At 67.0% G+C, this 12,727-nt stretch carries 11 protein-coding genes, 1 pseudogene and 1 riboswitch; of the genes and pseudogenes, 8 read left to right on the top strand and 4 right to left on the bottom strand.

Translation table 11 applies throughout. The features are described from left to right. Positions 1-36 precede the first annotated feature (36 nt). Together ABIE57_RS13145 and ABIE57_RS13140 are read right to left on the bottom strand one after the other, a co-directional pair. Positions 37-474 (bottom strand): annotated as a pseudogene (locus ABIE57_RS13145) (formate dehydrogenase subunit gamma); the annotation flags it as partial. Positions 475-527: 53 nt separating this feature from the next. Further along, the gene (locus ABIE57_RS13140; protein WP_354539487.1) at positions 528-836 is read right to left on the bottom strand and encodes a LysR family transcriptional regulator substrate-binding protein; all 309 of its coding nucleotides are present in this window, start codon (positions 834-836) and stop codon (positions 528-530) included. 553 nt (positions 837-1,389) lie between these two features. Between ABIE57_RS13140 and ABIE57_RS13135 the strand changes: the two genes are divergently transcribed. Next, positions 1,390-3,570 (top strand): polysaccharide biosynthesis tyrosine autokinase, encoded by a 2,181-nt coding sequence (locus ABIE57_RS13135; RefSeq protein WP_354539486.1) that lies wholly within the window; start codon positions 1,390-1,392, stop codon positions 3,568-3,570. A 135-nt stretch (positions 3,571-3,705) separates the two neighbouring features. Here ABIE57_RS13135 and ABIE57_RS13130 read toward each other — a convergent pair whose 3' ends face one another. Together ABIE57_RS13130 and ABIE57_RS13125 are read right to left on the bottom strand one after the other, a co-directional pair. Further along, the gene (locus ABIE57_RS13130; protein ID WP_354539485.1) at positions 3,706-5,502 is read right to left on the bottom strand and encodes an ABC transporter transmembrane domain-containing protein; all 1,797 of its coding nucleotides are present in this window, start codon (positions 5,500-5,502) and stop codon (positions 3,706-3,708) included. A 79-nt stretch (positions 5,503-5,581) separates the two neighbouring features. Further along, positions 5,582-6,253 carry an NnrU family protein gene (locus tag ABIE57_RS13125; protein ID WP_354539484.1) on the bottom strand — a complete coding sequence of 224 codons (672 nt, stop codon included), beginning with the start codon at positions 6,251-6,253 and terminating at the stop codon, positions 5,582-5,584. Positions 6,254-6,351: 98 nt separating this feature from the next. After that, positions 6,352-6,560, top strand: a riboswitch (cobalamin riboswitch). Between the two features lie 136 nt (positions 6,561-6,696). On the opposite strand from ABIE57_RS13125, the gene ABIE57_RS13120 reads away from it, so the two are divergent. The 7 genes from ABIE57_RS13120 to ABIE57_RS13090 are packed head-to-tail and all read left to right on the top strand — an operon-like array spanning position 6,697 to position 12,724. Beyond that, positions 6,697-8,508 carry a TonB-dependent receptor plug domain-containing protein gene (locus ABIE57_RS13120; protein ID WP_354539483.1) on the top strand — a complete coding sequence of 604 codons (1,812 nt, stop codon included), beginning with the start codon at positions 6,697-6,699 and terminating at the stop codon, positions 8,506-8,508. A 46-nt stretch (positions 8,509-8,554) separates the two neighbouring features. Then, a complete protein-coding gene (locus ABIE57_RS13115; protein WP_354539482.1) occupies positions 8,555-9,334 on the top strand; it encodes an ABC transporter substrate-binding protein in 780 nt (259 codons plus the stop codon). Next, positions 9,331-10,314 (top strand): FecCD family ABC transporter permease, encoded by a 984-nt coding sequence (locus ABIE57_RS13110; RefSeq protein ID WP_354539481.1) that lies wholly within the window; start codon positions 9,331-9,333, stop codon positions 10,312-10,314. The genes ABIE57_RS13115 and ABIE57_RS13110 overlap by 4 nt, the downstream gene beginning before the upstream one ends. Then, positions 10,311-11,069: an ABC transporter ATP-binding protein gene (locus tag ABIE57_RS13105; RefSeq protein WP_354539480.1), complete on the top strand. Its 759-nt coding sequence runs from the start codon at positions 10,311-10,313 to the stop codon at positions 11,067-11,069. Before ABIE57_RS13110 ends, ABIE57_RS13105 begins: the two co-directional genes overlap by 4 nt. Beyond that, positions 11,066-11,728 (top strand): adenosylcobinamide amidohydrolase, encoded by a 663-nt coding sequence (locus ABIE57_RS13100; RefSeq protein ID WP_354539479.1) that lies wholly within the window; start codon positions 11,066-11,068, stop codon positions 11,726-11,728. The genes ABIE57_RS13105 and ABIE57_RS13100 overlap by 4 nt, the downstream gene beginning before the upstream one ends. After that, a complete protein-coding gene (locus ABIE57_RS13095; RefSeq protein WP_354539478.1) occupies positions 11,721-12,350 on the top strand; it encodes a MotA/TolQ/ExbB proton channel family protein in 630 nt (209 codons plus the stop codon). The genes ABIE57_RS13100 and ABIE57_RS13095 overlap by 8 nt, the downstream gene beginning before the upstream one ends. Further along, complete coding sequence (locus tag ABIE57_RS13090; RefSeq protein WP_354539477.1) at positions 12,347-12,724, top strand: ExbD/TolR family protein; 378 nt, start codon at positions 12,347-12,349, stop codon at positions 12,722-12,724. Before ABIE57_RS13095 ends, ABIE57_RS13090 begins: the two co-directional genes overlap by 4 nt. Positions 12,725-12,727: the final 3 nt, after the last annotated feature.

The following is a 12,727-nucleotide window of genomic DNA, read 5'->3' as shown; positions in this document are numbered from 1 at the left end:
ACGTAAATCTTCATGCGCCCGCCTCCGCCAGAATGCATCCATCCGGGCGGCATCCACCCGGCCCAACACGCGCCCGTCCAGCATCGCCGCGGGGGCGCAGGCGCAGAGGCCAAGGCAATAAACCGGCTCGACAGTCACCGCGCCATCTGCGGTGGTGCCGTGCCAATCCAGCCCCAGCCTGGCGAGGGTCGCCTCGGCCAGCGCCGCACCGCCCGCCGCCTGACAGGCCTCGGCCCGGCAGATTTTCAGCACATGCCGACCTGCGGGATTGGCGCGGAAATCGCGCTAAAAGCTGATAACGCCGCGCAGACCGGCCTGGCTGATGCGCAACGCCTCGGCAATCGGGCGATGCGCCGCCTCGGGGATATGGCCAAAGGCGTCCTGCATCGCATGCAGGATCGGCAGAAGCGGCCCTTCGAGATGCAGATATTCAGCGAGAAGGGCGTCGATTTCCTCGGGGGCGGGGCTGGTCATGGCTGGCCCCTCGCGGTTGCTGAGGCCAGTCAATCAGGTTTCATCATGTCGTATCAATATCGATATTTCGTCGATTGATAGGTAATATCTATTTCACATCGGTTGCCAGCCGCATGAAAACGCGCCGTATCTTCGGGCAGGACCGTCATCCAGCCGCCCGCCTCGACCGTCGCCATCAGCACGGCGGTAGAGTTGGAGTCGATCCAGACATCTGGCGTCACTTCGACGGCGGCGAAATTGCGGTTGATGATCCGGCGGTTCTGCATGTCTGGCGCCAGCAGACAGAGCCGCTCACCAGCCAGTTCATCCCACCCCACGCTTTCGCGCCCGGCAAAACGCGCGCCCTTGGCACAGACCAGCATATAGGCTCTTCATAAAGCGGCTCGGTGCTGACGCGGCCCATCGGCTCGTTGTCGAGATAGGAAATGCCCGCATCCACATCGAGCTTGTCCAGCATGATCGGTTCTTTCTCTTATAAATGGCCAGAATGAGCATCTAGCCAAAATCGAACGCCTCGAGCAATCACGTCACCAGCCTCGGCTTCATCAGCTCCTGCCGACCTGTCACAGGTCTCTTCCGCTGACCGGCGGCCCGATGAGTCTGGATTCGTGCGCCGGCGACACCGCGCTGTAGAGGATGACCACCGCCGCCCGCGCGACGGGGAACAATCAAGGCCGGGATCAGGCCCCGATGCCATGAAACTCGACCGCGTCAATTCGCTGTGATACACTCAGGTTAATCGAAAATGGCGTCGGCTGGCGTTTGTCAGGCGCATATGGCTCAAGCGGGATGCTGCCGTTCTGTTGAAAATCCCCGTCTCGGCTTGGAAACAACTGTTTACAAAGTGACCTGACGGTCTATTACGTCCCCCTGCGGAAGACTGGCGTAACAGGTCGAAATCAAGGTAATTGCTACATGAATACCATCCAGAGCGGGATCGGAAAGGCGCGGGGAACATTTCCCCGAGCGGTTGACGACGGCGTAACAAAGGCACCCGAGCGCGACGATGACGAGATCGATCTGCTGGCGCTTTTGTCGACAATCTGGCGCGGCAAATGGCTGATCGCGCTTGTTTTCATGCTGAGCGTCCTTGCCGGAGGGTATTACGCATTCTTCGCGGCGGTGCCGCTCTATAGTGCGACCACGACGGTGATTTTCGAGGGCGACGATGGTGGCAGCATCAGCGGTCTCGACAGCGTGCTTGGCGGCGGGCAGGCCAGCCCGGCAAAGATCACCTCGGAACTTGAGGTGATGCGCGCGCGCGGATTGATGGGAAAGGTCGTGGATCGGCTGGACCTGAGCAAGGATCCTGAATTCAACACCAGCCTGCGAACCCCCGGTTACGTCGACAGGGTAAAGGGGCAGATATCGAGTGCCCTGGCATCGCTGATGCCAAGCGCCAATGTCCCGCAAACCGACCCTGAAGCCGACGCCGACAGAACGCGTGCCGTGACGTCCCTCCTGGAAAAGGTCTCCGTCGGTAGTGTGCGCGACAGTCTTGTCTTCAACATCTCTGCCACAACCGAGGATCGCCACAAATCCGCCCTGATCGCGGATACCATCGCCGAGCTTTATGTTCTCGACCAGATCGAGGTCAAATTCGACAAGATGCAGCAGGCGACGGAATGGCTCAGTGAGCGCGTGGTCGAGTTGCAAGGCGATGTCGAGGCCGCAGACGAGGCCGTGTCAAGCTTCAGCGCCCAGATCGATCTTGTCTCCGTCGAAGGTCTGCGTGGACTGGAACGACAACTCAAGGACACGCGCGACAGGATGGTGTCGCTGCGCGAGGCCCGCAACGCGGCCGAGCGCAGGCTTGCCGCGCTCAACGCCGCCGAAACCCGCGCCCAACAGGCCGCAGCCGCAGAAGACGCGGAATTGTCGCGCCTGCTCGCGCGCGTGACTGCGGGCCGCCCGGAGACCGAACTGGCCTTCGATCTTCAGTTCGAGCGTGTGCTCGACCGCACCCGCGCCGATCTCCAGCGCAGCACGCAACAGCTTGAGGCGGTGATCCAGGCGGAGGCGTCCCTGTCCGCGCAGATCGAGGCGCAGAGCCGCGACCTGATCCAGTTGCAGCAATTGACGCGGGTCGCCGAGGCGACGCGCCTGCTTTACGAGCATTTCCTGACACGGCTCAAGGAAACCTCGGCACAGCAGGGCATCCAGCAGGCAGACAGCCGCGTTCTTTCCAGTGCCGTGGTGCCGGAATTTCCGTCGTTTCCGCGCAAGTCGCTGGTTCTGGCGCTGTCGGGTGTCCTCGGCGTCATGTTTGGCATCGCGCTTGTCCTGCTGCGCGAACTGCGCAAAACCGGCTTCCGGACCTCCGACGATCTTGAGCGGCATACAGGCGTTGTGGTCATGGGTCAGGTGCCGGTCATTCCGGGCTCCAAGCGGCGCGATATCCTTGCCTACATGAAGGACAAGCCCACCTCGGCCGCGATGGAAGCGGTGCGCAACCTGCGCACCTCGCTTCTGCTGTCCAATGTGGACAATCCGCCGCAGGTGATCGTCTCCACCTCCTCGATCCCCGGCGAGGGAAAGACCACGAACGCCATAGCACTTGCCTACAATTTCATCGGGCTTGGCAAGAAAGTCCTGCTGATCGAGTGCGATATCCGCCGCCGGACCCTGAACGAGTATTTCGAGGGTGGCGGCAAACATGGGCTCGTGTCCCTGCTTGGCGGGGAACGCAGCGTCGACGAGGTGATCTTCCGGCCGGACGCCTTCGAGGCCGATGTCATTCTGGGCGACAAGAGCCGCACCAACGCGGCCGATCTCTTCTCGTCCGAACGGTTCCGCGAGTTCATGGCCCAGATGCGCACGCAGTATGACATCATCATCATCGACACCCCGCCCGTGCTCGTGGTGCCCGATGCGCGGATCATCGCGCAACAGGCGGATGCGCTGCTCTTCTCGGTGCGTTGGGACAGCACCAGCCACGCGCAGGTCACGGAAGCGGTGCGGCAATTGCAGACGTCGAACATCCGGCCCACCGGCCTCATCCTCAGCCAGATCAGCCCGCAAGGCATGAAACGCTATGGCTATGGCGGGCGTTACGGCGCCTACGGCGGCTATGGCGGGAAATATTACGAAGCTTGACCCGCGGCGGTCCCGAGCGGTAGCGGGACCTCCCTTCGCTGTCGTGCCATGGCCGCCCGCCTTCGGAGATGACCTTTCCGCGTCCTTTCGTCCGGGCCGTCATGCGGCCCGGATGTCACGCAAGGCTGAGCGCGCTCACGCCGCTTCACCATCGGTGAATTGCAGCCGGGCCAGCCGCGCATAAAGCCCGTTCTCGGCCACAAGGCTGTCATGCGTGCCCTGCGCCACGATCCGGCCCTGATCCATCACCACGATCCGTTCGGCCTTTTTCACCGTCGCCAGCCGGTGCGCCACGATGATCGTGGTGCGCGTCTTGGCCATCGCCTCGACCGCGCGCTGCACCGCGCGCTCGCTCTCGGCATCAAGCGCGGATGTGGCCTCGTCGAGCAGCAGCACGGGGGCGTCCCGCAGGATCGCGCGGGCAATGGCGATGCGCTGTTTCTGCCCGCCCGAGAGCATCACGCCCCGCTCGCCCACGAAGGTGTCATATCCCTGTGGCAGGGCGGCGATGAAGTCATCCGCGTTGGCCGCGCGGGCGGCCTCCACGATCTCGGCATCGGTGGCGTCGAGACGACCGAAACGGATATTCTCGCGCGCCGAGGTAGCAAAAATCACCGGGTCCTGCGGCACCAGCGCCATCTCGCGGCGGAATTCGTGCCGCGCCATGTCCGACAGGGCCACACCATCAAGCGTGATGCGCCCCTCATCCGGATCATAAAATCGCTGGATAAGTTGAATCACGCTGGTCTTGCCTGCCCCCGAAGGCCCGACAAGGGCCACCGTCTCGCCGGGCCGGATCGTCAGGCTGAAATCGTCAAGCGCCGGAATTTCGGGCCGCGCCGGATAGGCAAAGCGCACCGCCTCAAAGCCGATTTCGCCGCGCGCCGGATGCGGCACGGGCACGGGGCGCGCGGCATCCGTCACCGGGTCCTCGGCCTGCAACAGATCCACCAGCCGCTCGGTCGCGCCCGCCGCGCGCTGCAACTCGCCCCAGATCTCCGAGAGGGCCGCCACGGCACCGGCCACCATCACCGAATAGATCACGAACTGCACAAGGCTGCCTGCCGTCATGTCGCCCGCGCGCACATCGCGCGCCCCGATCCAGAGCACGCCGACAATACCGGTGAACACGAGGAAAATCACGATCACCGTCATCAGTGCGCGGGTATTCACCCGGCGGCGCGCGGCGTCATGGCTTTTCTCGGTGACATCGGCGAATTGCCCGCGCGTCGCTGCCTCATGGGTAAAGGCCTGCACCGTCTGCACCGACAAGAGCGCCTCGGACGCGCTGCCCGAACTTTGCGCGATCCAGTCCTGATTTTCCCGGCTGAGCACCCGCATCCGCCGCCCCAGCGTCAGGATCGGCACGATCACCAGCGGCACGATCAACAGAACCAGCCCGGTAAGCTTGGCCGAGGTCAACAACATCAGCCCCATGCCCCCCACGAACAGCAGCAGGTTGCGCAGCGCGATCGAGATGGACGAGCCGATGACCGACAGGATCAGCGTGGTATCGGTGGTGATCCGGCTCAGCACCTCGCCGGTCATCAGCCGCTCGAAAAACGCGGGGCTCATGCCGATCACCCGGTCGAACACGGCCTTGCGGATATCGGCCACAACGCGCTCGCCCAGCCGTGTGACGAGCAGGTAGCGCGCCCCGGTCCCCAGCGCGAGCAGCGCCGCAATGAGAAGCGCCGCGCCAAAATACTGATCGAGCAGCGCGCCGTCCTCGACGCTGAAATTGTCCACCACCCGCCGCACCGCCATTGGCAGCGCCAGCGCCACGGCGGCGGTCAAGACCAGCGCGGTGATCGCCGCCACCAGAAGCGGGCGATAGGGACGCAGGAACGGCCAAAGCTCGGCCAGCGCGCTCACGCGCCGCGATTTCTCCCGATCGAGCAGATCGGCCCCGTTCTCGGCCCTGCGCACCATGGTATTCCTCCCGTTCCGTCGTCCCGGTTCTTGGCGAGTGCGGCGCGCGGGGTCAAGTGCTCCGATTGGTCGCAGGCGCTCAGGGGAGGGGCGAAACGCCGATCACCACGGGATGCGCCGCGACCAGCAGCGCAAAACCCGCAAGGCCCAGCCCGAGGCGCACAGCCGTGCCGGACCAGGAGGCGGGGCGCGGCGGCCAGAGCGGCGGGGCGCGGCGTGCCGCGTTCAGGTGCGCCCATTCCGCACCCATCATGCGCTTGCGGCGGCGGTCCACGATCCAATGCCCCAAGAGGGCGAAGCCGGCGAAAAGGCCGAAAAGCAGCACATGCGCCAGATCGCCATTGGGCAGCAGATGCGCCAGCGCCCAGAGCGCGAGGGCCAGCAGCAACGGATGGCGGGTGTAACAGATGAGGCCGGGGCGCGCGGGGTCGAACCCCGCCCCCTCGCGCCCGCCGAAGGAGAACGGGTTGGGCCTGCCCGCGGCCAGCGCCACCAGGAGGCAAACGCCAAGCATCGCGGCAAGCGTCACATGCGCCTGCCACCCGGCCCGCTCCCAGAGCGGCACAAAGGGCGCACGCCCCGCCGCTTTGATCAGCCAGTAAAGCACGCCAAGCGACAGCGCCGAATAGCCAAGGCCAAAGCCCCGCCGCCCCACCCGCGCCACCAGCGCGGACTTGACCGGCGGGCGCAAAGGCAGCGAGTGGCTCAGGAAAAACACCGTAAATGCAAGGATATATTCGGTCCAGCCCACGCCCCTGCCCTTCCACCATTCCGATCAGGTCTGGGCATAGCGCGCAGATACACGATGCGGCAAGCGCGATTTCCGCTTGCGCGAATCCCGCGTGGGGCGTATCGCGTATCTGCTTCGGTCCGGGGCCTTCGGGCGCCGGTGAAAAGGGAATACGGTGCGATCCGCGCTCTGGATCAATTCCGCAACTGCCCCCGCAACTGTAGGCGGCGAGCGAGACCGGCACATGCCACTGCGCCAGCAGGCGTGGGAAGGCCCGGTCAAGCGATGACCCGCAAGTCAGGAGACCTGCCGAAGTGATCACCCTATCCGGGCGCGGGGCGCGCCGTGGATAACGGTCTTTTCCGTAGTGGTGGCGCTTCACCGTCTGCGGAGGGGGCATGTCCTTTTCCAATGACCGACACGCAAGGAAACCGTGCCGCGATCCGGCATTGGGGGACAGACAGATGAAACATATCGCCACCTGCGCGCTTTGCGCTCTCGCCACGGCCCCCGCCATGGCCCAAGAGGCGTTCGACCTCGACACCATCACCGTCATTGCGAACCAGACCGCCACCGCGCTCGAGCGCAGCGGTGCGACCGTGGAGATCATCCCCGGATCCGAGGTGCAGGCCGCGCCCCGCGCGCGTCTGGGCGATTTCCTGACCTTCCAGCCGGGGATCACCTCCTCGGCCAACGGCCCGCTCGGCACCACCTCGACGGTGCGCATCCGCGGGCTTGGCGGGGCCTATGTGCCGGTCTTCATCGACGGTATCGACGTGACCGACCCGGCCTCGAGTGGCGGCGGCTTCGATTTCGGCGGGCTGACCAATGCCGGGCTTGGCCGGATCGAGGTGCTCAAGGGCTCGCAATCGGCGCGGTTCGGTCAGAACGCCGTGGGCGGCGTGATCAATATCGAAAGCCTGCGCCCGACCGAGGACGGCGTGCACGGCTTTGCCGAGGTCGAGGCGGGCAGCTTCGATTTCCGGCGCGGCGTGCTGGGCCTGACCGCGCGCACCGCGCGCACCGATCTCGCCTTTTCCTACAGCCGAACCGAGACGGATGGCTTTTCCGCCTCCGCCTTCGGCACCGAAAAGGACGGGTTCGAGGGAAGCCAGGCCAATCTCTACCTGCGCCACCAGTTTTCCGATAGTCTCGCCGCCGGGTTCACGGCGCTCTATACCGACACCCGCGCCGAGTTCGACGAGTTCGGCGGCGACGGCGCGCCGCCTTTCGACGAAGTCAACAAGAACGAAACCATCGGCGCGCGCGGCTTTGTCGAGGTGCAGACCGGGGCGGTCAGCCACGAGCTTGCGCTGAGCTGGTTCGAAAGCGACCGCACCAGTTTTTCCAACGGCGTGGCCAGCCCCTTCAAGGGCGAGCGGCGGCGCGCGGAGTATCGCGGCAGCTATGATCCGGGCGGGATCTGGGCGCTCAATTTCGGGGGCGACTACACCGAGGAAGAGGACCTGACGCAGACCATCGACATCGTCGGTGTGCAGGCCGAACTTCTGTTTGCCCCCACCGACACGCTCGATCTGGCCTTCTCGCTGCGCAATGACGACCATTCGGAGTTTTCCTCGGAACTCAGCTCGCGCGCGGCGCTGGCGTGGCGGGCGCGGCCCGATCTGATCGTGCGCGCCTCGGTCTCGGACGGGTTCCGCGCGCCGACGCTGGTGCAGCTTGACCCGTTCTTCGGCGATCCGAATTTCCAGCCCGAAACCAGCCTCAGCTATGATGTCGGCGTGGAAAAGCGCCTCAACGGTGACGGATTCCTGCGCGCCACGCTGTTCTACACCGAGATCGACAACCAGATTTTCTTTGACGACGCCTCGACGCGCTGCCCCTCGGGCTTTGGCTGTTTCGAGACCGGCGATTTCGAGGCCAAGGGGATCGAACTTTCGGGGCAGGTGGCGATCAACGCCTTTCTCACGCTTGACGCCGCCTATACCTTTACCGATGCCGAGCAGAACGACCGGCCCGCCGCGCGCGTGCCGCGCCATGATGTCGCGCTTGGCCTCGGCGCGCAGATCACGCCGCGGCTCGACGCGCAATTCACATTGCAGCATGTGGCGGATATCGAGCCGTCGGCCTTTGCCCCGCCGGTCAACAAGGTGGACGATTACACGCTCTTTCACGTCAATGCCAATTACGCGCTGACCGATAGGGTCACGGCGTTCCTGCGCGTCGAGAACCTCTTTGACGAGGATTACGAGACCGCAGGCGGGTTCAATACCTCGGGGCGTGCGGGCTTTGTGGGGCTGCGTGCGTCGTTCTAGGCTCATATCCCTTGGTCTGGCCCTCGCTTTTGTGGGGGCCGCCGCCATGACGCGGGCCCATGCCGATCCGGCCCCGGCGCGGGTCGTGTCGATCAACCTTTGCACCGATCAGCTTGCGATGATGCTGGCCGCCCCCGGGCAGCTTGTGTCGGTGTCGCGCCTTGCCGCCGATCCGCATTCCTCGGCCATGGCCGACGCGGCGCGCGCCTATCCGGCCAATCATGGCCGCGCCGAGGAGGTCTATCTGCTCAAGCCCGATCTGGTTCTGGCGGGGCGCTATTCCGCGCGCGCGACCGTCGACATGCTGCGCCGGGTGGGGCTGCGGGTGGAACTGTTCGACACCGCAACATCGCTTGACGACACGCGCGAGCGCATCGCGCAGATGGCGCGGCTTCTGGGGCGCGAGGCCGAGGGCGCGGCGCTTGTCAAGGATTTCGACGCGCGTCTCGCGGCGCTCGCCGCGCCCGAAACCGGACGGCGCGCGGCGCTCTATCATCCCAACGGCTACAGCCTTGGCGGGGGCACGCTGGCCGATGACATCCTGCGCGCCGCAGGCCTCGGTAATGTCGCGCGCGATCTGGGGCAGACGGGCGGCGGCACGCTGGCGCTGGAACAACTGGTGATGGCGGCCCCGGACCTGCTCATCCGCGCCGAGGCCCTGCCCGGTGCCTCGCGCTCGGAGGAGGTGATGACCCATCCGTCGCTCGAGCGGCTGGCCGCCACCACCGCCGGTTTGCGCATCACCTCGCCCGACTGGATCTGCGGCACGCCGCATGTGCTGGGCGCGGTGGCCACCGTCGCCCGCGCGCGGGAGGGGCTGGAATGAGGCCGCTCGCTTTCGGCCTTGCCGCCCTTGTCGCGGCGCTTTTCCTGGCCTCGCTGGTCGTGGGTCCGGCAGGCATCACTGCGGGCGCGGGGTTGCGCGCGCTGGTCCTTGGCGGCGACGGGCCCGAGCCTCTCGTGATGCGCGAAATCCGCCTGCCCCGCGCCCTTCTCGGGGTGATGATCGGGGCAAGCCTCGGCCTTGCCGGCGCGGCGATGCAGGGTTATCTGCGCAACCCGCTGGCCGAGCCGGGGCTGATCGGCGTCTCGGGCAGCGCGGCCCTGGGCGCGGTGCTGGCCATTCATACCGGGCTGGCGGCCACGCTGACCCTTGCCCTGCCGCTGGCGGCGCTTGCGGGCGCGGGCACCGGCGTTCTGCTCATCCTGATGCTGGCGGGGCCGCGCGGCGGCTCGATCACGCTCATCCTTGCCGGGATCGCCATTTCGGCGCTCGCCGGTGCGCTCACCTCGCTGGTGCTCAACCTCTCGCCCAACCCCTATGCCGCCTCGGAAATCGTGTTCTGGATGATGGGCTCGCTCGCTGACCGCTCGATGACCCATGTCTGGATCGCTTTGCCGCTGATGCTGGCGGGGGGGCTGGCGCTCCTCAGTCTCGGGCGCGGGCTTGACGCGCTGACCTTGGGCGAGGACGCGGCCGAAGCGATGGGGCTGCGCCTGGCGCGCCTGCGCCTGACGCTGGTGCTGGGCACGGCGGCACTGGTGGGGTCGGCGGTGGCGGTGGCGGGTGCGATCGGCTTTGTCGGCCTTGTCGTGCCGCACCTCTTGCGGCCCCTTGTAGGCGCGCGGCCCTCGCGGCTTCTCTGGGCCTCGGCCCTTGGCGGCGCGGCGATGCTGCTGGCCGCAGACCTTGCCGTGCGCCTCATCCTGCCCGAGCGCGATCTGAAACTCGGGGTGCTCACCGCCATCGTCGGCGCGCCGCTGTTCCTGCACCTCATCTACAAGACGCGGGGGGCGCAACAATGAGCCTTTTGTCGCTCCGCGATCTTGGTGTCACGCTGCGGGGGCGCGCGATCCTCAAGGGCGTCACGCTCGATATGGGGCCGGGCGAGTTCATCGGGCTGATCGGCCCCAATGGCGCGGGCAAGACCACGCTGATGCGCGCGGCGCTTGGTCTTTTGCCGCATGAGGGCACGAGCAGCCTTGCCGCCCTGCCCCCCGAAGCGCGCGGGCAGCACGCGGCCTGGATGCCGCAGGCGCGTGACATCGCCTGGCCTGTCACAGTGGAAACTCTGGTAGCCTTGGGGCGCACGCCGCATCTGGCAGGCTGGCAGGGAATGACGGCGCACGACCGCGCCCATGTGGGTCGCGCGCTGGCGACGATGGGGCTGGAGGGCTTGCGCCACCGCACCGCCACGCGGCTTTCGGGCGGCGAACAGGCGATGGCGCTGATTGCCCGCGCGCTGACGCAGGATACGCCACTCCTGATGGCAGACGAGCCGATTGCCGGGCTTGATCCGGCCAATCAGATCGCCACCATGGCGGTCTTTGCCGGGCTGGCGCGGCAGGGGCGCGCGGTCATGGCCTCGCTGCACGATCTGGGGCTGGCCGCGCGCCACTGCACCCGCCTCATCCTGCTGGGCGCGGGCGGCGTCGCCGCCGATGGCCCGCCCGAGACGGTGCTGACGCCCGACAACCTCGCCCGTATCTTCCACGTAACCGCCCATTACGCCACCACGCCGCAAGGCCCGGTGTTCCAGCCGCTGGAGGTGATCCAATGACCGCGCTGCACCACGATCACCCCTGGCTTGCCCTCGATCTCGGGGCCGAAATGCCGGTGCTCAGCTGGGCCGTGAACCGCCCCGGCCTTGTGCGGGCGCGGCGCATCCTGTGGCGCGAGGTGCGCAATGCCGACCTGCCCGAGGGCCTTGACGTGGAGGCATGGCTGACACGGGAACTGGCCGCGCGGGATGCGCTTGACGCGGTGTGCTTCCTCACCTCGTGCAATATCGCGCAGGTCTGCGAAAGCCGCGCCGAGGTGGATGGCATCCGCGCCCGCGCCGTGGCGACGGTGGGCCTCACCAATGCCGAGTCGGTGGGCACCCGCCTGCCCCCCGCGTCCCATGGCTGGGGCACGATCAACATCGCCGTCACGCTCTCCGAAGGGCTGACCGAGGGTGCCCGCATCGAGGCGCTCAGCATTATCGCGCAGGCCCGCACCGCCGCGCTGATGCAGTCCGGTCTGCGCCTCTCCACCGGTCCCGTCACCGGCACCGGCACCGATTGCGTGGCCCTCGCCGCGCCCGAGGGCGCGACGCGATACGCGGGGCTTCACACGGCCACGGGCGAGGCCCTTGGCCGCGCCGTGCTGGACGCGGTGACGCGCGGCGTGGTGCTCTGGCAAGCCAGCGATGCGGCACGGGAGGCCCGCCATGGATGAAACCACGCTTTTCGCCTTTCTCGACCGGGGCGGCCCGGCGCTCTGGGTGATCGCCGTGCTGTCGGTGCTGACGCTGGCGCTGATCCTGTGGAAGCTCTGGCGTCTGCTGCTGACCGGCGCGTGGTCGGGGGCGGTGACCGAACGCGCGGTGACGCTCTGGCAGCACGACCAACGCCCCGAGGCTGCGGCGCTCCTGCGCCCGCGCCGCAGCCTGCGCGCGCGACTTGCCCTTGCGGCGATGGAGGCGAGGCAGGCCCCGCATTGGTCCGAGGCACAGGCCCGCGAGGAGACCACCCGCGTCGCCAAGGGATTGCTGGCCGAGGCCCGCACCGGGCTGCGCGCGCTGGAACTCATCGCCACCATCGCGCCGCTGATCGGGCTTCTGGGCACGGTGCTTGGCATGATCGCGGCCTTTCAGGCGCTTCAGACCAGCGGCAACAGCGCCGATCCGTCGGTGCTGGCGGGCGGGATATGGGAGGCGCTGCTGACCACGGCGGCAGGCATGGCGGTGGCAATCCCCGCCTCGGCGGCGCTCACGTGGTTCGAGAGCGTGGCCGACCGCGTGCAGGCCGACATGGAGGACGCCGCCACCCGGATCTTTACCGCAGGGGCAGCGGCATGATCAGCTTCGGCCCGCCCCGCGCCGCCCGCCGCCCGAGCCTCACGCCGATGATCGACGTGGTGTTCCTGCTGCTGGTGTTCTTCATGCTGGCGGCGCGCTTTGGCCATGATCTGAGCCTGCCCATGGCCATCGGCAGCGGGGCCGACGCTTATGACGGCCCGCCACGTCTCGTCGTTATCGGCCCCGATACGCTTACCCTCAACGGACAGGCCGTGGCCCCCGACGCCCTGCCCGAGGCGCTCGCGCCCCTTATGGAGACGCTTGAGGATATCGTCGTGCTGCGCCCCGCCGAGGGCGTGCCGCTCTCGCGGCTGATCGAGGTGAGCGACACGCTTGCCGCGGCCGGTCTCGGGCGGCTCATGGTGGTGGAGTAGGCC

It is taken from the genome of Roseovarius sp. MBR-6, assembly GCF_040547525.1.
In the GTDB taxonomy this organism is placed as follows: domain Bacteria; phylum Pseudomonadota; class Alphaproteobacteria; order Rhodobacterales; family Rhodobacteraceae; genus Roseovarius.
This window is presented reverse-complemented; position numbering and strand designations above follow the sequence as displayed.